Below are 22,186 nucleotides of genomic sequence, written 5' to 3'. Positions count from 1 at the left end.
AACGTCCCCCGCTCTTACGATTGCTGCTCCAATGTGAGCAATTGCTCTTTGGTTTGCAGACCGCCTACATAACCCACCAGGGTTCCATCTTTACCGCTGATGCGGTGACAGGGAATAATAATCGGAATCGGATTTTTACTAATAGCATCCAGAACTGCTCGAACAGCTTTGGGCCTGCCGATGATTTCCGCAACCTGTTGGTGTGTTGAGGCCTCTCCATAAGATATATCGGACAGGACTTGCCATACTTGTAGCTGGAATGGTGTTCCAAACAAATCGAGCTTCAGATCAAACGCTTTTCGTTCTCCTGCAAAATACTGGTGTACCTGCTTCGCAGCTTCGCTAAGCTTCTCTTCATTTTTCTCATATCGATATTCGCCAATCCAGGTACGGGCCCATTGTTGCAGATGCGCTTCGCGCACATGAAACGCCCCGAAATCAATATGACACAGGCCCTTATCCGTAGCACAGAGCGTAAGCGTACCAATCGGTGTCAGCACTTCATCGTAATATACCGGCGTACCATGCAAGCCTGTTACGGCCGAAGGTCGCCAAGCCGCAGCTTCCGGTTTGGCAGGCTCCGTAGTTTGCCCGCTTTCCTGTTCGGATGCCTCTTCTGTTTTCTGATTCGGCTGTTGCACATCCAATTGGTTAATCGGATTATTCTGTTCCTTCTGATCCTCAGGCTTATTGTTGCTCGTTTGCTCTGCCTGAGGCTTATCGGGTAAGGTCTTGGACGAACTCAGTCGTTCCTTGGCCTTCTGCAGCATGCTTAGCACGTTCCCATCTTGTTCGTTAGCGGCAGCTTCCCCAATGGCTCTCATTGCGTCTTCTCCTCCAATTCTGCTCAGCGCCCAAGCTGCAGTTCCCCGCAGCTCGGGACGCGGATCACGCTTCAGTACCTCCGTTAGTTTCGGTACAGCGGTTTTGTCTTTGAAATTGCCCAAGGCAATCACGGCGTTGCGCTGGATTGGCTTCTTGCCCCGCCAAGCGGCGGAACTTTGGCCGAAGCGCTCTTTGAATTCACGGTTACCGATGTCAAGCAGCGGTATCAGCAAAGGTTTTACAATCTCCGGATCGGGATGAAACTCGGGATGGTGGTCCCAGTTTTTACCCCGATTCTTCGGACAGACAATCTGGCAGGTATCACAACCGTACAGACGGTTGCCAATTTTCAGCATAAACTCTTCATCCACGAAGCCTTTCGTCTGGGTCACAAACGAAATGCAGCGCTGTGCATTCAGTTGTCCCGGCCCCACCAATGCTCCTGTTGGACAGGCATCAATACACTTCGTACATTCACCACAATCCTCGGTCACTGGGTTATCTGGCTGAAACGGAATATTCGTGACCAGCTCGCCAAGAAAGATCCATGAACCGAATTTGGGCGATATAATGGCACAGTTCTTGGCACTGAATCCAATCCCCGCCCGCTGGGAAACGGCACGATCCACCAACGCCCCCGTATCTACCATACTTTCGATCATGGCTTCAGGTACGCGTTCACGTATAAAATGAACCAGCTTGTCCATCGCTGCACGCAGGACTTGGTGATAATCCTGACCCCAGGCGGAACGAGCCAGAATACCGCGGTATGCACCCGGCTCCGACTTCGGCGGATTGACCATCTTCGATGGATAAGCCACGGCAATGGCAATGAGCGAAGCAGGCTCTCCATCTTTCAATTCGGGACGCACCCTTTTCTCAATATCTGGCTCCTCAAATCCGGACTCGAACCCTTTCGCCCGATGTTGCTCCAGAATGGATTTCAATGTCACGAATGGTTCTGCCGAAGCAAACCCTATATCATCAATACCCATATCGGGAGCAGCTGCCTTAATCTCTTGTTTTAACTTCTCCCATACAGCTGCTGCCTTTGCTGCTCCGGTCTGTACACTCGTCATATCTATTCCCTCTCTTCTTCCACGCTAATTCCGTAAATAGTGAACGCCCGCCTCAGGTGGGAGGACAGGCGCTGATTTCGATATACAAGTCGGACATACCGGAGCTAGAAAGAAACCGAGTCTATATCGTTTAACGCAAAATGCAGCGTGAAGTTGTTGTCCTTGTCCTGCTAACATTTTACAGTTTTTTAATTTCCGAGAACGGCCAAAAAATAAACTCCGCCCTGCCTACAATTTCACTGGATGTAATGCTGCCAAACACACGGCTGTCCTTGCTCTTGCCTTCATGACGGTTATCTCCCATCACAAAGTAATGATCCGCTTCAAGTGTAATCGGTCCAAAATCAGGGTCCTGAACCTCAGTATCCGTGTACGTTTCAGCTTGCTGCTCCCCATTCACGAATAAATGATGATTCCGTACTTCAACCGTGTCTCCGGGAAGTCCGACAATCCGTTTGACCAGAAAATCTTTTTTCTCCACACCTTCGCTTGGATCACGAAGCACAATGACATCCGATCGGGACGGCGTCCCAAAATCATATACAATTTTATTCACAAACAAACGGTCCCGCTCAACCAGCGTGGGCTGCATCGATTGACCTTTGACCATCGAAAGATTGAATACAAACAGGTTCAACAGCATCATGATTACAAAAGCAATCACTATGGTTTTCACCCAGTCCCAAAGCTCTGCACCCCAGGATTTCCCCGGTTGATCAGGCACTCCCGGACCATTTCGTTCCTTGGAAGCCACATGCTCCGTTGAAAGATTGTTGGAGTTCAAAGAGACACCTCGTTTATCAATTTTGTGATAAAAAGTCGATCGACATACTTTCAAAGAATACAGATCGCATATAGTGAACGTTTTTCTTAAAAATATCAGGAAGCTGGCGCTCCGCATTTATATGTTCTGATATTACCAAAATTGAGTGATCATAATCCTTTTAATTCTACTTCATTTGCAAAGGTGAAACAATTGGTTATGAGCACCAACACGACTTGAAGGGTGAATAACACTGTGATTAAAACAGTTAAACCAGGGATTAAGTTAAATGGAATGGCGTTCAGAAGTGGCGAAAAAAGGGGAATAATCGGTGAATAGCACCCATATAAATAGAAAGGCATACCCCTCACGTGGTTACACGCTGAAAGATACGCCTAATATGAAATGAAAATCTGTTATATTTCTTTTTAACCATGCAAACTAAGCTTTTGACAAGATACTAAGTTTCTGGAAAGCGCTCATAATCTGATTGGCACCGTAACCCATTGCTTCATAAAGAGGCATGGCTACTTTGTTGTGCTCATCACCCGCCACCCATATTTGACTGACTTTACGCTGCTGGAACCTTTGTTCCATGGCCTCGACAAGTTTTTTGCCGACTCCGCGGCGACGATAGTCTGGATGGACCGCAATACGATAGATGCATCCCTGGTTGTGGTCAATCGTACCGATCAAAGCGCCGACGAGGTCTCCCTCTTCTTCCGCAACCATGATCAGGTCAGAATCCCATGACAATTGACGGGCAAACGGGCCCATCGTGTTCTCATAACACTCTTCCGATAGTGCAACCTGGAGAAGCTCTGTCATCTGGCTTGCATCACTCAACTGAAAGGAACGAACGTGCATGTCTTAAATCTCCCTTTTCGTTAGCTTAGATGAGGTTTTACAAAAAGGGGCTCCCCTTTTTACCAAAAACCCAATGTTCATATAATGACAAAAAACGAGAAAATACCGCTTCTTCGTCAATTAAACCATACTTTACTCCATAAAACACGCATTTTCTTTTGAAAGCGCTTAATTGTAACCGTTTACATCCGAATATTAAACTTTCCCTCTATTTGAACGCCTGAAATCACATAAATAGTTTCATAATGGGTAAAATATGTTTGTTATCTCTGACCCATGAATGGATTAACGTCTGGGGGGACTTAATAAACAAAAATGTTGCTTAATTAGCCCGAATGCGGTTTAATATTAGTGACAAGGGTATTATTACATAGGTACCTGTGGCAATTTGCATAAATCCTGTGAGCGACTTTCACTCAGCAAGATATAGATCGAAGTGAACCTATTCGTCTAGAACTTGTCCCGGAAGCGATTCGAATTGAATTATGCAAAATGCTGACCTTAACAAAAATTCAAAAATCTCAGGAGGTATTTCACTATGACTTTTCAATTACCAGCACTTCCTTACGCTAACGACGCACTGGAACCACATATTGATGCGCAAACGATGGAAATCCACCACGATCGCCATCACAATACTTACGTAACGAACTTGAACGCAGCTCTGGAAAGCGCTCCTGAACTGCAAGGTAAAAGCTTGGAAGATCTGATTGCTAACCTTGACAGCGTACCTGAAGGTATCCGCACAGTGGTTCGCAACAATGGTGGCGGACATGCTAACCACAGCCTGTTCTGGGAAATCATCGGACCTAACGGCGGCGGCGCTCCTACTGGCGACATCGCAGCAGCAATCGATAGCGAACTGGGTGGCTTTGACAAATTCAAAGAAGATTTTGCAAAAGCAGCTACAACTCGTTTCGGTTCCGGTTGGGCTTGGCTCGTAGTTGGTAAAGATGGAAAATTGTCCATCACTAGCACACCTAACCAAGACAGCCCTCTCTTCGAAGGTCTGACTCCGGTTCTGGGTCTGGATGTATGGGAGCACGCTTACTACCTGAAATATCAAAACAAACGCCCTGACTACATCGGTGCTTTCTGGAATGTAATCAACTGGGACGAAGTAAACAAACGTTACGCTGCAGCGAAATAAGACTGTTGGCATAATAAAAAAGCCTGATTTGGTGGTATTATCCCCTTTAAGTAGACACTTAAAAAAACCTTCATGTTATCATGAGGGTTCAAGTGACACTTGGAGGGGATATTTTAATGGCCAAAAAAGGGCAAACATTTCAGTCGTATACCGAAGAATTTAAATTGAATGCAGTTAGAGCGTATGTCGAAGGTTCTTCAAGTTATAGGGTGGTCGCTGAGCGCGAGGGGGTTCGAAATTGTTCACAACTGAAGGTGTGGGTGAAAAAGTGGAAAAACGGGGAAGCGTTCGATGAGCGAAAAAGTAGTGAAACGAATCCAATGAAGGGACGTACTCGTACAACCTTTAGCAGTGTAGAAGAAGAACGAGACTATCTTCAAGCACAGGTGGATTATTTAAAAAAGCGGTATCCAAATCTAGTAAAGGAAAAGCGCTGAGCCAACGGGAGAACTACGATATCATAGACGAATTGCGCTGCTCGCATGGCATTACACGCCTGTTATCGATTGCAGGAATACCTCGTTCTAGTTACTACAAATGGCGAGCCACACAGCCGCAGCGAGACGCAAGACAAGACCGTGAGCGTGAGATCAAAGAACACATGATGGCTATTCATTTTACAAACCGAGAGTTTGGTTATCCTCGCATGACAACGGCTTTGTGGGAGGCTGGTCTGAACGTCAATCACAAGAAAGTATGGCGAATCATGCGGGAACTATCCATCCAATCGGTGATTCGCAAGAAGCGGAAGAAGTCCAGCTATACGCCATCTGTCATCTATCCGAATCGCCTGAAGCGCCAATTCCATGCGACAGCACCCCAGCAAAAAATGGTGACGGATATTACCTATATTTCGAATGGAAGCACATTTGTTTACCTGTCCGTGATTCAAGACTTGTTCAACAATGAGATTGTAGCTTGGCAGTTGTCTAAACGGAACGATGTTCAGCTCGTATTGGATACGGTGGAACAATGGACACAAAAAAGAGACGTTTCAGAAGCCGTACTCCATTCGGATCAAGGCTTCCAATACACGTCTCAGGCGTACAACACACGATTAGAAGCATTCGGCGTGAAGGGCAGCCACTCTCGCAAAGCAACCTGCCTAGATAACGCATGCATCGAATCCTTCTTTTCGCATCTCAAGACAGAGAAGCTGTACCTTAACCAGTGTAATTCAGAAGTAGAGATTCGACAAGCCGTGGAAGATTATATGTACAATTACAACTACCGACGATTTCAAGCCAAACTCAAACAGCGCGCACCGATTGAATATCGATGCGCACTGGCAGCATAGCTTTTTTCATCTGTCTACTTGACAGGGGTAAGACCATTGGTCAACGCGACCGAATCAGGCTTTTTTTTGTGCTTTTGCTTGCTGCACTTCGTTATGAGTAATCCTTCTACGGCTACGATCTTTAAGTTAAGAATACTTAGTCCTTAGAGCAAGTATCCTCATCAAAGACGGTTAGTATGGAATAGTTTCACTATTCATTAACATCGTCATATGCTCCCGCAAAATAACTGCTGATCAGCTTCAGGAATATGTTCGGGAATGCCATTTTGTCCATATCTTCCGGACCAATCCAGCGATAGGTCAGGCCATCGCCTTTTCCACTCATTACATCATGCGCCGGGCTACTTGCGGCAAATGCTGACAACGGCTCGCCCTGCTCATCAAGCGAGCCTGAGATGTTGGCTGCATCGATGTTGCCTGGCTCCGATGCTTGGGCTAGAGCAGTGGCTTCCTTGGCAGCCGCCTGTGCGTCGTAGGCGGCTCTGGCTTCCGCAGCGATCAGCGGAAGCTCGTTACTCTGGTCCTGCTCGGTGCACTTGTACACCTGCAGGCTCCAGACAATGTGGCTGAACACATGCTCCGCATGGGTAGCCAGCCCTTCCGGGCGGGCAGCGAAGCCTTCCGCCCACAGACTGCCGGCCAGTAAAGCCATGGCCGGCTCATCTGCCAGCGGCCCCGCCGCCTTGCCGGCTGCGGCGGGCGCCGCCAGCACATGCGGCAGCTCCCACATGCGGGCCAATAGGCCCGTCGCTGGGCGCTGCCGCACAAGCACACGGCCGCGATGAGCACCGCGGCCCTCCACAATGGCGACCAGCCGCTGCTCAGGGCGTGGCGGCTTCGCCTTGGTCTTGACCGGCAGCGTGAGCTCCCGTCCGGCGATACGGCCGGAACATTGCTCCATGACCGGGCAAGTCAGGCAGTGCGGCGCTTTGGGCGTGCACACCAGCGCGCCAAGTTCCATCAGCGCCTGATTGAAATCACGCGCACGCCCTTCTGGAATGAGCTCTCCCGCGAGCTCCTCCATCAACACCCGGGTGCTGCCCTTCATAATGTCCTCATCAATGAGGAAGTATCGGGACAGGACCCGCATCACATTGCCATCCACCGCTGGCTGCGGCTGGTTGAAGGCAATGCTGAGAATGGCCCCGGCTGTATACGGGCCTACACCTTTTAACGCAAAGACTGCCTGCTTGTCCTGCGGCATCTCCCCACCGTGCAGCTCCATGACTTGTCTGGCAGCTGCCTGAAGATTGCGGGCACGCGAATAATATCCGAGTCCCTCCCAATTTTTCAAAACCTCTTCTTCCGGTGCTTCAGCCAGAGCCTGTACGGTCGGAAAATTCCCAATAAAACGGTTGAAGTACGGAATCACCGTATCCACCCGAGTCTGTTGAAGCATAATTTCCGATACCCACGTAAAATAAGGATTGTTGTGGCGACGCCACGGCAAATCCCGTCTGTTGACCATATACCAATCCAGCAAATTCACGCTGAAATGTCGTTTCTGTTCCAATAAACCCATATTCCCGTCCTCTCCTGTTACCATGCTTACGTTCTTCACACGTTCCCCACATTGTTACTGTTCAGATCAAGGCAACGTCTTCCCCATCTGCTCTACAATAGCAAAGGCCGCAGCCAGCTCCGTCTGGTGCGTAATGCTCAAATGAATATCATACTGTTTGCCGTATGGCAGTTGCAGTCGTTCCCATGCTTCATCAGACAGTGTGGCAACGGGACGCCCTTTCGCATCAGGCAGCACTTCAATGTCGGTAAAACTCATCATGCTTCCAATGCCGCAGCCAAACGCCTTGGACACTGCCTCCTTTGCTGCGAATCGGCCGGATACAAACTCTACCATCCGTTTTCCCCGATGATCCGCAATCTCACGCTCTGCATGCGTTAAAATTCGCTTCATAAACGCTTCGACGTGCGACCCTGATAACAGCTTACGCATGCGTCCAATCTCCAGTATGTCGTTTCCAATACCATATATCATCAACGTTTCACCCGCTTAACCTTTTATGCTGTAAACGATCTCCATTCGGTCATCTGATCCGTAACTTATCCGAACACGTATTCTATTGTAGCAGGAGGCGCACACGGATGCGAGTACCTTCGTCCACATTACCATTTATGTTAAAATATGAATCAGGAATAGATGAAACTTTAGGAGGAATAAGATATGTCCACAGCATTTGAACTGCCTGCTGGCGGAGATGCCGTCATTCGCGGAAATATATTCACTGCACGGCAACCCGCTCAAGGAATCATTGTCCTGGCTCACGGTTACAAAGGCTTCAAAGACTGGGGCATGTTCCCCTACGCTGCATCGCAGCTAAGCGAGAACCATCACGTCCTGACCTTCAATTTCTCTCACAACGGAGTTGGAGAAGATCTGGAACAATTTTCTGAACTTGAAAAGTTTGCAGTCAATACGTACAGCCGGGAGCTTGCCGACTTGGCAACGCTGCTTGACTATGTGTCCACACAGCCTGAACTTAACGGACTGCCGGTATTTCTACTTGGACATAGCCGCGGTGCAGGCGTAAGCCTTGTGTATGCGCTGGATCATCCCGAGCAGATTGCAGGCGTACTTTCCTGGAACGGCGTAACCAACCTGGATTTGTTTACCCCTGAGCAAAAAGAAGAAATGCGCACACAGGGCCGCAGCCATGTCACGAACGGGCGAACCGGCCAGCAGATGCCTCTGGACGTTTCCATTCTGGAAGACCTGGACAAGCATAAGGATCGTTACGCCATCATTGATCGTTTGGCTTCTTCCCCTCTTCGCGTAGCACTTATTCAGGGAACAGAGGATGGCAAACGGTTGCGTGACGGCTCGGCCGCACTGGTTCAGGCTCGTCCGGATATCCCGTGGCATCAGATTCCCGGAGGAAATCATACCTTTAATACTGTGCATCCATTCAAGGAATCGACGCCGCAGCTTGAGCAGGCGATCGCAGAAACACTTCGCCAGATCGCAACTTGGATTAACTAATCTTGCATAACAAAAAGAGTCGCTGCCTTATGCAGTGACTCTTTGCTGTTCAGATGCTTTCATTGTCCATATCATATCATGGCATGCTTGCGATCCATATTAGATGCCAGGAATGGCATTACGTTTGTGATGGGTACGTGTGTAGAATGCTTCAAGACGCTCTTGTGCAGCCGGATCAATCTGTTTGCCTTCCAGATAGTCACTGTTCGCTTCATACGAAATGCCCAGTTCATCTTCATCGGTCTGGCCTTCCCAGAGTCCTGCTGATGGAGCCTTGTCCAAAATGGCCTGTGGCACGTTCAAATACGCAGCCAGCTGACGCACTTGACGTTTGTTCAGGCTACTAAGTGGTGTAATATCCACGGCGCCGTCACCCCATTTGGTATAGAAGCCCGTAATGGCTTCAGAGGCATGGTCTGTTCCGACAACCAACAAGTTTTCCTCAAAAGAAAGAGCATATTGCATCACCATACGGGTTCTCGCTTTCACGTTCCCTTTGCCTTGGTGAGTCATATGACGTGGGCTACCCATGGATTTGAAACCTTGTTCCACTTCGAGCGCGATCTCGTTAACTGCATCTTCGATGTTGGTTTCCACGACATGCTTCAGGTCATAGGCTTTTGCCACAGCATAACTATGGTCAATGTCCGATTGCTCACCGTAAGGCTGGAATACACCCAGCGTTTTGTATTCCTTATTCTCTTCTGATGTAAGCTCGTCCGTTGCCTTTTTGCAAAGTGCCGTAGCTACAGCGCTGTCAATCCCGCCACTGATTGCGATTAGCAACCCTTTGGAATTGGCATTTTTCACATAGGTTTTGAGAAAGTCAACGCGCTTGCGCACTTCCTCTTCTTCATTAATGCTTGGTTTAACCTTCAATTCAGCGATGATCTGTTGTTGCAAACTCATCGTTCACACACCCCGTTTCTAAATTAATGAAATTTGATGTCCATTTTGAAAGGTCCGAATGGTTCAATAACCCTATTTGCTCAAAATGAAACGCCCCGGCATCGGTCATCCGAAAGGCGGGGCGTTGCTTGAGCTAATTAACGGCAGTAACGGTCAAACACACTTGTGAGCTCAGCCGCAATTTCCTCTGCAGAACGGTCTTCCACTTGATGACGCTCAATAAAGTGAACGAGTTCTCCGTCTTTCATCAAAGCGATGGAAGGTGAAGATGGAGGATACGGTGCAAAGTATTCACGAGCTTTAGCTGTAGCTTCCTTGTCCTGACCAGCAAATACCGTATACAGGTGGTCTGGTGTAATATCATGCTGAAGTGCTTGGGATACACCTGGGCGGCATTGACCTGCGGCACATCCGCAGACCGAGTTAATAACAACCAGAGCGGTACCTTTGGCATCCGGCAAACTTGCTTCAACTTCTTCTGGAGTACGCAACTCCTGAATTCCCAAACGAGTCAGATCATCCCGCATCGGTTGAACCATATCTTTCATGTATTGATCAAATGACATAGACATTCGGTTTCACTCCTTAAATATGTGAGTTCTATTATTTAAAAAATTAAATGCTTTTGTGCTATTCCTATTATACATCCCTAATCAATGAAAGCAAGGTTCAAACACCGCCTGCGGAAAGGCTTCTCCTTCAATATTATGTCTCATTCCTTGGCAAAACATGCTTGAAGTTCAACGTTGAAATGCAACCTTGAAAGTTGTACCCTGCCCTTCCTCTGATTCGATGGTAATAGTTCCGTTATGCCGTTCGACAATGCTTAGACACATGGATAATCCCAGTCCGGTTCCTTTGGCCTTGGTCGTAAAAAAAGGTTCGAACAGCTTCTCCTGCTTCACTCTAGGTATTCCCGGGCCTGTATCTCGCACACACAGCTCCACGGTGTCATCCACCAACCGAGTCTCAAGTGTAAGTACCCCTTTTTCATTCATGGCTTCCATCCCATTACGAGCCAGATTAAGTACCACTTGTTTGATTTCCTTTGAATTCAGATGCAGCTTCGGCACATTGTGAGCAAGCATAAATTCAATACTCTGACCTCGCAGATTTGCATCAGCCCATAACAAAGGACTTAGTTCATGGATGATATCATGCAGCTGGGATTCTTCCTTCTCGGCAATTCGATTCTGAGCCAATGACAGAAAATCATTAATAATGCTGTTCGCCCGATCAAGCTCCTCCAGAACGATCCGGTAATAGTGATCCAGGGACTCCGGACTCTTTTCCTGCATTAATTGAAGAAAACCACGCACAACCGCCATCGGGTTTCTGACCTCATGGGTAATACTTGCGGCCATTTGCCCTACAAGACTAAGGCGATCCACATTATCGAGCTCGCTTCGCAGCATTTCAAGCTCAGTAATATCTTGAATGATCAACATGGCTCCGATAGCTTCTCTTGGCAGTTCTGCTGAGTACGCGTAGATGGGAACGGTCCTGGATTGAAATACGTTTGAACCGTAACGCACCGTAAGTCCACTCACTTCTCCATGAACAATGGCTTTACGTATACTGCTCTCCATCTTGTCTGCCTGGGCTTGTTCGACAAACTGACTCGCAGGTTGCCCAATCAAATCCGGTGTTGTAGTGCAAGGCAATTGATCCCGCGCCGTTTGCTCCATCGTATCGTTGACGAACTGCACGGTCCCCTCTTTATCTAAGGTTGCGATGGATAAAGGAACAGCATTCAGAATTTGGTTAAGCTTTTCCGTTTCGGCTATGTATCTATGATGAACTTCGGACAAATGTTGCTCAAGCCCCCGGTGATGTTGCATCTGTTCAATCCAGAGCATACTAAGACTTCCAGCAAGAACTGCACCGATTGTATATCCCAGCGCTAGTAATACCCACTGTACTATTGAGAATGTTGGCTGGCTTTCCATCGATGGAATATACAGTACATTGGAAACAACCAGCTCTGCCGTTATTAAGGCGATAACTGTCCCCATTTTGCGTGAACGTGTATAATGCTTGAATCGTTTGGCTGACAACCATACAATAGGATAGAGAAGAATGCCCGTTTGAAGTAGAAATCCGTACAGATTATAGGGATGCGCAAAGAGAAAATAGAAGAGTATCTGGAGAAGAGACAGCGTTAGGCCTATGCGAGGCCTGCAATACAATATGACGAGCGTCAGGGGCACAATGCCCAAGGAGATAGGGACTGATACCGGGTTCCCATAGTGGGCAAAAAGCAGACATAGCAACATGCTCACCACACTGGTCGCAGCAAAACTGGTCTGTACCATCCTATGATATCCTGCCTTGGCGACTGCTTGCCTGGAGAGCCCCAAGTGCAATAATGGAATCAGGAATACCGCAGCTCCTGCAAGCAGTATTTGTAAAAGAATGTCCTTCAACGCAACCACAATGCCATCTCCCTCCTCTGCCTGCACATTCCCTCATGTATTTCTGATTAAAACATAGGCGACAGTATATTACAATATATCCCTTAAGACAGCATAATAGAACTGCTAATACATTTGTATTGTTTCATAAACAGGCAGGAGTAGACAGGGTTTTCGGAAAACAGACAAAATCAATGAAAAAAGAGGGTAATAACGCATGTATGATGTCATAGTAATTGGCGGTGGATCTGCGGGCCTCATGGCCTGTGTCGCCGCTGCTGAGCATGGAGCCTCGGTGCTACTGCTGGATAAAGGAGATCAACTCGGCCGCAAACTCGGGATCTCTGGCGGCGGTCGCTGCAATGTGACCAATGCCAAGGAGACGGATGAACTGATCCGACATATTCCGGGCAATGGACGCTTTTTATATAGTTCATTTCAGAATCTGGACAATCAGGGAATTATGCGTTTTTTTGAAAATCTCGGTATTGCCCTGAAAGAGGAGGATAACGGGAGAATGTTCCCCGTAACCGATAAAGCCAAAACGGTCGTTGATGCGTTGGTAGGCAAAATTGTTTCCCTTGGGGTAGAGATTCGCACCAAACAGCCGGTTAAGGAATTAATTCAGAACGGTCAACACGTGCAGGGCGTGAAGCTAGCTTCTGGCACAACGGTGCTTGCACGCTCTGTTATTATAGCTACCGGGGGCAAATCAGTTCCTCAAACCGGATCAACCGGGGATGGCTATCCTTGGGCTGAAGCGGCTGGACATACGATTACAGAGCTGTATCCGACGGAAGTACCGATTGTGTCTGGCGAGAGCTGGATTCAATCCAAAGAACTGCAAGGCTTATCCTTGCGGGATGTCGGGTTATCTGTTCTAGATGCCAAAGGCAAATCGATTATCTCCCATCGCGGAGATATGATCTTCACCCACTTTGGCGTATCAGGACCGATCGCACTTCGTTGCAGCCAGTTCATTCGCAAGGTGCAAATGAAATCTGGGAACCCCCAGGTCACGATGAGTATTGATCTGTTCCCGGACCTGTCTGCCGGTGCTCTTGAAGCCCAGGTTCAGCAGGTGCTGGAGCAAGAATCCCGAAAAGCCGTCAAAAACATACTCAAAACATGGGTTCCTGAGCGCATGATTCCATTGATGATGAAGCGTGCAGAGATCAGCGAAGACCTCACATTTCACCATTTCCCCAAAGGTATGTTAAATACATTAGTGGGGTTAATGAAGGATTTTACCTTCCGCGTAGACGGAACTCGTTCTCTCAAAGAAGCCTTTGTGACTGGCGGGGGAATCCACTTAAAGGAGATATACCCAAAAACTATGGAATCCAAGCTGCTGCCGGGACTATTCTTTTGCGGTGAAGTTTTGGATATTCACGGCTACACGGGAGGCTATAATATTACCGCTGCCTTCTCTACGGGGTACACAGCTGGCATGCATGCTGCAGAGTATAAAAACGCTCGCTCATGACTTGAACATAAGATGTTCATGGACCAATTCACGTTCCACATCACGAAAGTTTATTAAGAGCATGAAAAAACCTCGATCCCGCTATCTGTGGGGTATCGAGGTTTTTTTGAGATGTATGCAATCCAGAATCACTGTCACCAACAAGGCAAGCAGCAGCGTTGCCCATGTTGTATTTATGCCTTCACACTGCCCGAGAAACCATCGACTGAGTCATCGAATGTCGGATCTTCATCCCGGTTAGACATCACCTGTTCGGGATTGCCCCCCTGGATTCCGCTCGCATAACCTTCATTCCAATCTTCATTCACGAGATGAGCCGGAATAGATATATTCTGAAACTGATCCAATCCATCTGTTTCGGAGAGAAACACCGCACTTCCACCGTGTGACTGTACGATTTCCACAGCAGATAGCGTATCCTGTCGATCTGTAGGAATGTACAATTCAAGCGGTCCTGACTGGTATGGCTTATACCCAAGTTCCTCCAAAGTTGCCTGCGCGGCGAGCAACGCTGCATTGTCTGCAAAATGCACCTGAAGTTCACTATCATCCAACATGATTTTTTCCTCCTTGCGAGAGCTGATCCCTTACTTTCAAAATCGTAAGATCCGTCTCCTATAGCATGGTCAGTTACTTCATCTGATATGCTACTGATCAAGGAAGAATATCATCTAAGCCGATCGGATGTAACGAATCCAGCCTGTTATAGACAGGACGAACAGCCCGAATGCCACGACAGCCGCAGCCGTAACGATACCTTCCAGCCAGCCTAGCCAGGCTGCTCCCAGTGAAAATCCCATTAAAATCCCCAGCGGAACGAACAACATCCGTACCATGGTCACACCTGAACGATTTAACGCCTCCGAATCGTAGGATACGAGCTGAACATACTCCGAGGTTGCAAATACCTCCCAGGAGCGATAGAAAAGTACGCTCAACATGATGACCAACAAGCCACACACGATTATATTGACCGGGAAAGGTGGCAAAGCAACGGCAGCGATCGAAAGGCCGCCAAGCTGCAAGTACAATTTCATCGTTGATGAGTTACGAAAAAATGCTTTGAATGCCGTCTCGGCTGTCCGATTAGAGATCGTTCGATGACGCAGCAACTTACGCTGCTTGCGGAATATGATCGTCCGGGTGCGCGGCGCTTTCGGCTTAGTCACAGAACGACTCAGTAAAAGGGCGGTAAACTTTAGCCGTTCTCGTAAATCTTCACGCACATCGCCCTCAAAGGTTCCCTTCATCTCCAGCCTCATTCGGCCAACCATGATCAGAAGAAGGATTGCGGCCACAATGCCTGCAAGCAGTGTCCAGATGTGTCCATGCATCCAGGATGTTACCCCAATCATGATAATGCCCATCGCAATTGCCAAGGGGATCATGCGAAGCCAGCGTCTCCATCCGGTATAACGCACTTTCGTCATATGGAGTGCAATGACCTGGAATGAAGCTACTGTGCCAAACCAAATCGCTATTAGCGCGATATGGATAAAAGACATGTCATACACACGGGACCATAGTGGTGAGGTCAACGCCGTAATTGCAATCATTTTACTCAAATGCTGCAAACAAGCCCGGTAGATCCCCTGTTTCATCAATGTACGCATCCACAGCGACCGCGACTTCAGGAATAACACATCCGCTTCTTCTACAAATATAAGAATTCCACCTGTAAGCATAATGATGTCGATCAGCCCTGTCAGTGTAGGCAGCGTTAATCCGGTTGCCCAGGAGGGCAGCGGTTTGGACCATAAACTCACGTACCATCCGCTGAGATACAACAGACCCGGAATAAGCAAGTATACCCATACCGTCCAGTCTACTACCAGTTTCAGGTTTTTCAATTGTTCATTGAAGTGCTCCTTGCGTCTGCGTCTATATAAACTAAGTGGCGTATATGCTCGAGAGGTCTCCATCTTTCTCCCCCCTTCCCGGTTAGGATGTCAGTGTGTCAAAACAATCAAACAACGAGGCATCCGGCAAATCTGCGGCTGCACGGATTTCGTCCAGTGTTCCTTCGGCAGCAGAGCGCCCGGAATGAATAAGAATAAAACGATCACAGATTCGCTCAGCGGTATCCAGTACATGTGTTGACATAAGAACACCCGCACCACGGCGGCGCTCATCGTCCAGCAATTTTAGAAAATCCTTGGTTGCGCGTGGGTCCAGCCCGATGAAAGGCTCGTCCACAATATATACATCCGGCGAGGACAGGAAGCCGATCATCAGCATCATTTTCTGCCGCATCCCCTTGGAGAAACTGGCCGGAAGATCATTGCGGACGTGGTCCATGCCGAAACGAACCAACATCTCCTCCGCCCTGGCGACAAAGACCTCTTCTTCCATCTCATAGGCAGCCGCTGCCAGATCGAGATGTTCCCACAGGGTCATGTATTCATAAAACACAGGTTGTTCCGGAATATAGGCATAGCGTCCGTCTCCCCCAATGGTTACTTCATACTTCGCATGTTCAAGCAGGCCAAGTAATGTTTTGATGGTAGTGCTTTTGCCAGCCCCATTCGGTCCGATAATACCCACCAGCTCCCCCGGCGCCACGTGTAATCGGATGTTCCTTATCGTGGATTGACCCACCTCATATCCTGCTTCCGTAATATGTACGTCCAATATGGACTCCTGTGCGGCTGTATCTTTGTTTTCGATTTCCATATCATTCACTCCCTGTCCTGTCAGGTGCTTGTTCGGTTCTTTATTGATATTGTAATCGAGTTCGTGATGAATTGTTTGATCATTTTGAGCTTTTCTTTTCTATATTAAATGGAACAAAGATTATTTTACACTTACCACTCCGATGCCAGAACAACCTTCCGATCGCTGTTATCCTCAGATTTTTTTCATTCTCTTTTTCAAAGGAGAAAATCCGAGGATAAAGGCGAACGCTCCGCTTCTTCAGGTTATTTCTGTCCTCTCCGTTCTCGTGTAAATGTTTAGTTCAATTTATATAGATTATAAATTGGATTTAGATAGGAAATTAAAGAAAACAATAAATCATAGTAATAAATGACCTACTGTTTCTTTTCTTCGTTTATAGAAACGCAGTATGTACGAATAGTCGAGACTACTTCTTCAAAATTATATTTGTGATTCACCATATCAACGGTAAAGTCCTCAGCCATAGATTGTTTCATTTTGAGATGCAGATTGTTGTAACGCAGAAAGATAACCAATGCGGTAAAAGCAGTCCTTTTGTTGGCGTTGTGAAAAGGATGATTTTGCCCCAGGGATTCAAACAAGGCCGCCGCTTTTTGATATATCGTTGAATAGGCATCGTTAAAAAAAGCGGAAGACCTGGGTCGCAGCAGAGCAGATTCAAGCAGACCAGAATCCTTTACCCCGATCTGCTCCCCCGGACTGTAACGCTTTATCATGGCTACGTTGATAGCTATAACTTCTTGGACAGTCAAATATCGGATTTGGTTCATCTGTCTTTAAGACCTTTCAAAGTTTGGTCATATTCACCCATAACATCAGAGAGTGTGTCCATAAAATCACTACTGATTCCATTCGGTAGATTAACTTTTGTGGACTTTTTAATAACGATTTCTCCGTTGGATTGGTCTACCTCAATGTGAACCATATCTCCCTGCTCAAGTCCAAGTTGCTTTAAAGCATCTGTCATGGTCAAGCCCAAACTGTTACCAAATTTAGTTACTTTTCGTTCCATCTCATTCACCCTATTCATTCAGTATCCCTCCTTAATTATATTATTCAACTGTTATAACAATTATACTAGCACTTAATCCCCTCTATATAAATTCGAAATTTTAAGTATTCTTGTTGCCTGTTCCAGTAAAACGAAAAAAGCAGGGGTTCCGGAACCCCTGCTTCTTTATATTACAGTGAAAATCTCATATTACCGATTTGACTCCACCACAGTTGAAGTTTCGCTTTCTGCATCTGCATTTACATTCAGACCCAGATCCAATGCTCCACGGCTTTCGCTCGCGTAGCTGCTGCTATCTTTACGGTCGCGATCATTCACGCTATTGTTGCTTTCGGATTGAGCCCATGTTGCACTCTCGCCTTCAGCTTTCGCGTTCAGACCCAGATCCAGCGCTCCACGGCTTTCACTCGCATAGCTGCTGCTTTCGTTACGATCACGGTCGTTTACGCTATTGTTGCGTTCGGTTTGAGCCCATGTTGCGCTCTCTCCTTCTGCCTTCGCGTTCAGACCCAGATCCAGCGCTCCATGGCTTTCACTCGCATAGCTGCTGCTATCGTTACGATCACGGTCATTGACGTTGTTATTGCTTTCGGTTTGAGTCCGTGTTGCGCTCTCGCCTTCTGCCTTCGCGTTCAGACCCAGATCCAGCGCTCCACGGCTTTCGCTCGCATAGTTGCTGCTGTCATTACGCTCACGGTCTTTCACGCTGCTGTTGCGTTCAGATTGAGCCACGGTTGCACTCTCGCCTTCTGCCTTCGCGTTCAGACCCAGATCCAGCGCTCCACGGCTTTCACTCGCGTAGCTGCTGCTATCGTTACGACCACGGTCATTTACGCTATTATTGCGTTCAGTTTGAGCCCATGTTGCACTCTCGCCTTCTGCCTTCGCGTTCAGACCCAGATCCAGCGCTCCACGGCTTTCGCTCTCAGAGGTGCTGTTCACGTTCCGTTGTTCGCCGCTTCGTGAATAGTCGCTCATCGTTGTACTTTCTCCCGACACATTGGCATTGAGACCAAGGCCCAGGTTACCAGAACTGCTGCGTTCAGCAGTATGATCGGAAGAACGATCATTGTAACTGTTCATGCTCTCTGTGGATAGGCCGGCATTCAAACCGAGATCCAGATTTAATGCTCCAGATGCACTGGACGAACCTCCGTAGCTGCCATTGTTGCCATAACCTGCGTCACGGTGTCCTGACAGAAGAGATCCCAGCTCCAGTCGCAAACCTGCATTCAAATCCAGATTTCCGCTGCTGTTATTGCTATAGCTATCCGCGTAAGTTGCTTGCGAAGCTCCCAGCAATCCAGCGACCAACGTACCCGATAATACCGACAATTTTACCCAACGATTCACTTTTTTCATGATAATATACACTCCTTCTCCATTTTGGTTGAATTAACGCCATTGTGTTTGAGAGAAAGAGATATATTGCGGCGGCCGCCCTGGCGGCGCTTGTGACCATTGACTGAAACCATCCAGACGTTCCATCCTGAAAGCAAAACCGTAATCTGGTGTAGCCAGTCCGGAAGTTGCTCCTGGAAGTGCGGCGGCTGGAGCGGTTGATCCTCCACCAGTTACACCGGAGGAACCGGAGCTCCCACCTGCGGCAGCATTCGCTGCTCCAGGAGAAGTTGCCGTAACAGACCAATCCGTTGACCGTTCTGTACGCGGCTGCAATGGTGACGCCTTATTGGAATCATCCTCTAAGTTAACACCTTTGTTATTCTGCACTGGATCAATGACAGCTGGTTTAACTAAAGACTGATCCACCAGGAATTGCTCCTCATCTGGCAATACTGCATTTGAACTAGAATCCTTCTCCAGGTTAGATTCTTCTACAGGCACTGCCTGCGGAGTAGCAGGCTGTTGTGGACGTACTTCCGATTGCCAAGTGACGTCAATCACGTTGCCCGTAACATGCACAGCAGTCTGTCCATCTTCATCATCCTGCGATGAAACCTGATGTACTGACTCCGTTTTGCCGATTGTAGGCTTTTCAACGTTCGATGTATTAAAGACCGAACGCTGTTCCGGCGTAACAGTTGGTTTTTCAGGCTTCACATCCACTACAGGAATCGCTTCTACCGAAGGAAGCTGAACCTTACCTTTCGTCAGATCCACACGGGATGAAGAGACATTAACCCAAGTAACTTCAGGTACATCCACCTTCACGGAAGGCAATTCAACCTTGCCCTGCCGAAGATCTGTTTTCACAGCAGACGTCTCTGCCTTGATCACCTCGGGTACCTCTGCGGTAACACCAGGCAAAGAAGCTGTCCCTTCGTTCAGGTTTACCTCACTGCTCGATACATCCGCTTTTAATACCGTTGTATCCGCCTTCACAGACGGTAGTTCAACGGTTCCCTTGTTCGCATCAATGTCGATCTCTGATGTTCCTGCCGATCCAAGCGGCGTATCTACCTTCAGTTCAGATACACTCAGCTTGCCTGTCAATTTATCCGCTTTGATCGACGGAACTTCAACATCCAGTAATGGTGTGGATACAGATACCGACGGAGTCAGGTTCAACCCACCATCCGAATCTCTTGAAAACAAATTCAGCGATAAGCCACTGGACTTGTTAGCTGAAGATGCCTGAGAATCATCTGCATACACATGCGACGATCCCAGTCCTATAATCAGCGTCCACGCGAGTATAGCCAGTGGTATGCTTCCAAGACGAACAATCGATTTTGGTAACTTTACATTCAAGTTGCTTCACCCCCTTTCCGCTACTGCGTTGGTGGGAAAAGGCATATGAGTTTTCCCCTAAGATTAATTAGAATACAGGGATTTCTGCCTGTTCCTCATTAAACGTGAAGGCGTTTACTCAAACGTTTTTTATTCAAAAAGTTAAAATTTTAATGAAATTCTACCAAGAATTTCCCCATTTCCACCTCTGTAACCGAGGTATTTGCAAACTCGTTTCACTTACCAGTAATCATGGAGTTTGCTGCAAGACTCCCGTCCATGTCTTTCTTTTTTTGCCTGCGAATCACTACATAAGTCACGCCAAGCAGCGTCAGCAAAATGCCTGAACTGATAAAAGCCGGAATAACTCCGAATGAGGTCACCAGAAATCCACCTACCACCGGACCCATGATGTTACTGGCCGTCATGATGCTGCCAACCGTTCCAAACACACGGCCCGTCTTGGATTCAGGCGTTTGCTCCTGAAGTAGAATTTGGAACGGAACAATGGCAAACCCAACCCCCACACCTGCCAAGGCAAATAACGATATCAGCAGCAAATTAGCGCCAAGACCAGCATGCGGCCATACTCCTACGATCATGCCTACTCCACCAATGACAAGACCCATCAATGATGTTCCAAGACCCATCTTGATTACATGCCCCGCCTTCTTCCACTTCTGAACACTCATCGCTGCAATTAACGTTCCAACACCGCTAGCCGCGACACACCATCCAAGCAGATCACTTGAAATACCAGGAAGCTGTCTGAACAGGACTACCGTCTGGGAATCCGCAAATTGCAGAAACAGAAGGGCTGAGGCAAGCAGGACTAAAGAGGTACCCACATGAGGAAGAGATGCGAGCATGCGGATGCCTTCCATTGTATCTTTCATAAACGTAGCTTTTTTACCTGCTGGAGCAACACCTGCTGTCTCTTCCCTTACTTGTTCTACGTTCTGATTCACAGATTGGATCACTCGTGCTCCAGGAATCCATAGCAAAATAATGCCTGAGATCAGAAAGGACGCGGAATCCAACACGAAACACCAGGTGATCCCAAAAGCGGCAACCAACAGCCCGCCAAGAGCCGGGCCGATAATTTTGGACATCTGTTCAATCACCGAGCTGATGGACACCGCCTGCCCCAATTGCTCCTGGGGTACAATTTCCTTAAGCTTGCCGTTCTTGGCTGGTGAGAACACCACATCGAATAAAGACTTGAGAATAAGCAATACATACATATGCCAGATTTGATCGGCAAAAATGAGCCCTCCAACGATCACAATTCGCGCACCGTCTGCACCGATCATCAGCCACTTACGATTGACCCGGTCCGCCAGCGCCCCTGCAAATGGACCTGTAAGCAAGACAGGCAAAGCTGCACAGAGCGTGGTGAACGTAATCTCCCACGGCGTGGCATTCCAGCGAATGCCCACCAGCGTAAGGATCGCAAGCAGGTGCAGCCAGTCTCCCAAATTGGAGATAGCCTGCGCAGCCATCAAAGTGATAAAAGATCGATTGTGCTTCAGGGGTCTTCGTTCCTGCATCGTTAATCCATTTGCCATCATTCTTCTCCTCCGCCCTCAACCCATTCATGATATGAATTTATTATAGAGAGCAGGCTGAGCTCCCACCTCCTGCCAGAGACGGAGAGTACGCGCTACCTTCAGGATGATTTTCCCATTACTTATTTTCAAATCTCTCATGATTGCTGACTATAAAAATTGAACTAAACATTTACACAAGAACGAAGAGGACAGAAATAACCTGAAGAAGCGGAGCGTTCGCCTTTATCCCCGGATTTTCCCCTTTGAGAAAGGGAATCCAAAAAAAATCTGGGGATAACAGCGATCGGAAGGTTGTTCTGTCAGCGGAGTGACAAGTGTAAATATTCATTAGTTCAATTTATATTGACGAAAAATGATTAAATTTTAATTGCTAAAAATGCAAATCTTGTGACATATCGCATGTTTTTCGTGCAAACAGATGTTTACAATAGAAATATGGCGAACCTCT

General features: G+C 47.6%; 21 protein-coding genes. 5 read left to right on the top strand and 16 right to left on the bottom strand.

Translation table 11 applies throughout. From position 1 onward, the window contains the following. Nucleotides 1-14: 14 nt before the first annotated feature. The 3 genes from queG to AC3ITG_RS03380 all read right to left on the bottom strand — a co-directional run bounded on the left by queG (nt 15) and on the right by AC3ITG_RS03380 (nt 3,534). Nucleotides 15-1,904: a tRNA epoxyqueuosine(34) reductase QueG gene (queG, locus tag AC3ITG_RS03390; RefSeq protein ID WP_489252798.1), complete on the bottom strand. Its 1,890-nt coding sequence runs from the start codon at nt 1,902-1,904 to the stop codon at nt 15-17. Between the two features lie 178 nt (nt 1,905-2,082). Continuing rightward, nucleotides 2,083-2,688, bottom strand: coding sequence for a signal peptidase I (gene lepB, locus AC3ITG_RS03385; RefSeq protein WP_489252797.1), 606 nt, complete (start codon nt 2,686-2,688; stop codon nt 2,083-2,085). Nucleotides 2,689-3,108: 420 nt separating this feature from the next. After that, on the bottom strand, nt 3,109-3,534 hold the full coding sequence (locus AC3ITG_RS03380; RefSeq protein ID WP_024632996.1) for a GNAT family N-acetyltransferase: 426 nt from the start codon (nt 3,532-3,534) through the stop codon (nt 3,109-3,111). Between the two features lie 538 nt (nt 3,535-4,072). On the opposite strand from AC3ITG_RS03380, the gene AC3ITG_RS03375 reads away from it, so the two are divergent. The 3 genes from AC3ITG_RS03375 to AC3ITG_RS03365 all read left to right on the top strand — a co-directional run bounded on the left by AC3ITG_RS03375 (nt 4,073) and on the right by AC3ITG_RS03365 (nt 5,981). Then, the gene (locus AC3ITG_RS03375) at nt 4,073-4,684 is read left to right on the top strand and encodes a superoxide dismutase (protein WP_489252796.1); all 612 of its coding nucleotides are present in this window, start codon (nt 4,073-4,075) and stop codon (nt 4,682-4,684) included. A 116-nt stretch (nt 4,685-4,800) separates the two neighbouring features. Continuing rightward, entirely contained in the window at nt 4,801-5,121 is a 321-nt protein-coding gene (locus tag AC3ITG_RS03370) for a transposase (RefSeq protein WP_489252744.1), read from the top strand. Next, nucleotides 5,118-5,981, top strand: a complete 864-nt coding sequence (locus AC3ITG_RS03365) for an IS3 family transposase (protein WP_489254400.1) — start codon at nt 5,118-5,120, stop codon at nt 5,979-5,981. Before AC3ITG_RS03370 ends, AC3ITG_RS03365 begins: the two co-directional genes overlap by 4 nt. Before the next feature lie 190 nt (nt 5,982-6,171). On the opposite strand, the gene mutY is transcribed toward AC3ITG_RS03365, so the two are convergent. Together mutY and acpS are read right to left on the bottom strand one after the other, a co-directional pair. Beyond that, nucleotides 6,172-7,503: an A/G-specific adenine glycosylase gene (gene mutY, locus AC3ITG_RS03360; protein WP_413375088.1), complete on the bottom strand. Its 1,332-nt coding sequence runs from the start codon at nt 7,501-7,503 to the stop codon at nt 6,172-6,174. 66 nt (nt 7,504-7,569) lie between these two features. Next, entirely contained in the window at nt 7,570-7,977 is a 408-nt protein-coding gene (gene acpS, locus AC3ITG_RS03355; protein WP_489252795.1) for a holo-ACP synthase, read from the bottom strand. A 186-nt stretch (nt 7,978-8,163) separates the two neighbouring features. On the opposite strand from acpS, the gene AC3ITG_RS03350 reads away from it, so the two are divergent. Further along, complete coding sequence (locus tag AC3ITG_RS03350; protein ID WP_489252794.1) at nt 8,164-8,979, top strand: alpha/beta hydrolase family protein; 816 nt, start codon at nt 8,164-8,166, stop codon at nt 8,977-8,979. Nucleotides 8,980-9,078: 99 nt separating this feature from the next. Here AC3ITG_RS03350 and nadE read toward each other — a convergent pair whose 3' ends face one another. From nadE to AC3ITG_RS03335, 3 genes are all read right to left on the bottom strand, one after another. Beyond that, nucleotides 9,079-9,888 (bottom strand): NAD(+) synthase, encoded by an 810-nt coding sequence (gene nadE, locus AC3ITG_RS03345; protein ID WP_489252793.1) that lies wholly within the window; start codon nt 9,886-9,888, stop codon nt 9,079-9,081. Nucleotides 9,889-10,025: 137 nt separating this feature from the next. After that, nucleotides 10,026-10,460 (bottom strand): BrxA/BrxB family bacilliredoxin, encoded by a 435-nt coding sequence (locus tag AC3ITG_RS03340; RefSeq protein WP_053779648.1) that lies wholly within the window; start codon nt 10,458-10,460, stop codon nt 10,026-10,028. Between the two features lie 168 nt (nt 10,461-10,628). Continuing rightward, a complete protein-coding gene (locus AC3ITG_RS03335) occupies nt 10,629-12,350 on the bottom strand; it encodes a two-component system sensor histidine kinase NtrB (protein WP_489252792.1) in 1,722 nt (573 codons plus the stop codon). Nucleotides 12,351-12,519: 169 nt separating this feature from the next. Here AC3ITG_RS03335 and AC3ITG_RS03330 point away from each other — a divergent pair, with 169 nt between their 5' ends. Further along, nucleotides 12,520-13,788, top strand: coding sequence for a BaiN/RdsA family NAD(P)/FAD-dependent oxidoreductase (locus AC3ITG_RS03330; RefSeq protein ID WP_413375077.1), 1,269 nt, complete (start codon nt 12,520-12,522; stop codon nt 13,786-13,788). Between the two features lie 173 nt (nt 13,789-13,961). On the opposite strand, the gene AC3ITG_RS03325 is transcribed toward AC3ITG_RS03330, so the two are convergent. The 8 genes from AC3ITG_RS03325 to AC3ITG_RS03290 form a co-directional block, all read right to left on the bottom strand. Next, a complete protein-coding gene (locus AC3ITG_RS03325; protein ID WP_489252791.1) occupies nt 13,962-14,345 on the bottom strand; it encodes a hypothetical protein in 384 nt (127 codons plus the stop codon). Nucleotides 14,346-14,459: 114 nt separating this feature from the next. Continuing rightward, nucleotides 14,460-15,710, bottom strand: coding sequence for an ABC transporter permease (locus tag AC3ITG_RS03320; protein WP_489252790.1), 1,251 nt, complete (start codon nt 15,708-15,710; stop codon nt 14,460-14,462). A gap of 19 nt (nt 15,711-15,729) precedes the next feature. Next, the gene (locus tag AC3ITG_RS03315; protein ID WP_489252789.1) at nt 15,730-16,461 is read right to left on the bottom strand and encodes an ABC transporter ATP-binding protein; all 732 of its coding nucleotides are present in this window, start codon (nt 16,459-16,461) and stop codon (nt 15,730-15,732) included. A gap of 356 nt (nt 16,462-16,817) precedes the next feature. Continuing rightward, complete coding sequence (locus tag AC3ITG_RS03310) at nt 16,818-17,234, bottom strand: type II toxin-antitoxin system death-on-curing family toxin (RefSeq protein WP_489252788.1); 417 nt, start codon at nt 17,232-17,234, stop codon at nt 16,818-16,820. After that, nucleotides 17,231-17,494, bottom strand: a complete 264-nt coding sequence (locus tag AC3ITG_RS03305) for an AbrB/MazE/SpoVT family DNA-binding domain-containing protein (RefSeq protein WP_489252787.1) — start codon at nt 17,492-17,494, stop codon at nt 17,231-17,233. Before AC3ITG_RS03305 ends, AC3ITG_RS03310 begins: the two co-directional genes overlap by 4 nt. A gap of 171 nt (nt 17,495-17,665) precedes the next feature. Next, entirely contained in the window at nt 17,666-18,838 is a 1,173-nt protein-coding gene (locus AC3ITG_RS03300; RefSeq protein WP_489252786.1) for a hypothetical protein, read from the bottom strand. A gap of 33 nt (nt 18,839-18,871) precedes the next feature. Further along, nucleotides 18,872-20,188: a hypothetical protein gene (locus AC3ITG_RS03295; RefSeq protein ID WP_489252785.1), complete on the bottom strand. Its 1,317-nt coding sequence runs from the start codon at nt 20,186-20,188 to the stop codon at nt 18,872-18,874. A gap of 215 nt (nt 20,189-20,403) precedes the next feature. Further along, the gene (locus AC3ITG_RS03290; RefSeq protein WP_489252784.1) at nt 20,404-21,738 is read right to left on the bottom strand and encodes an MFS transporter; all 1,335 of its coding nucleotides are present in this window, start codon (nt 21,736-21,738) and stop codon (nt 20,404-20,406) included. Nucleotides 21,739-22,186 lie beyond the last annotated feature (448 nt).

The sequence above is a fragment of the Paenibacillus sp. GL_099_B genome (genome assembly GCF_057835695.1).
Note: the sequence above shows the minus strand (reverse complement) of the source record. Positions and strands in the feature narration are given on the sequence as shown.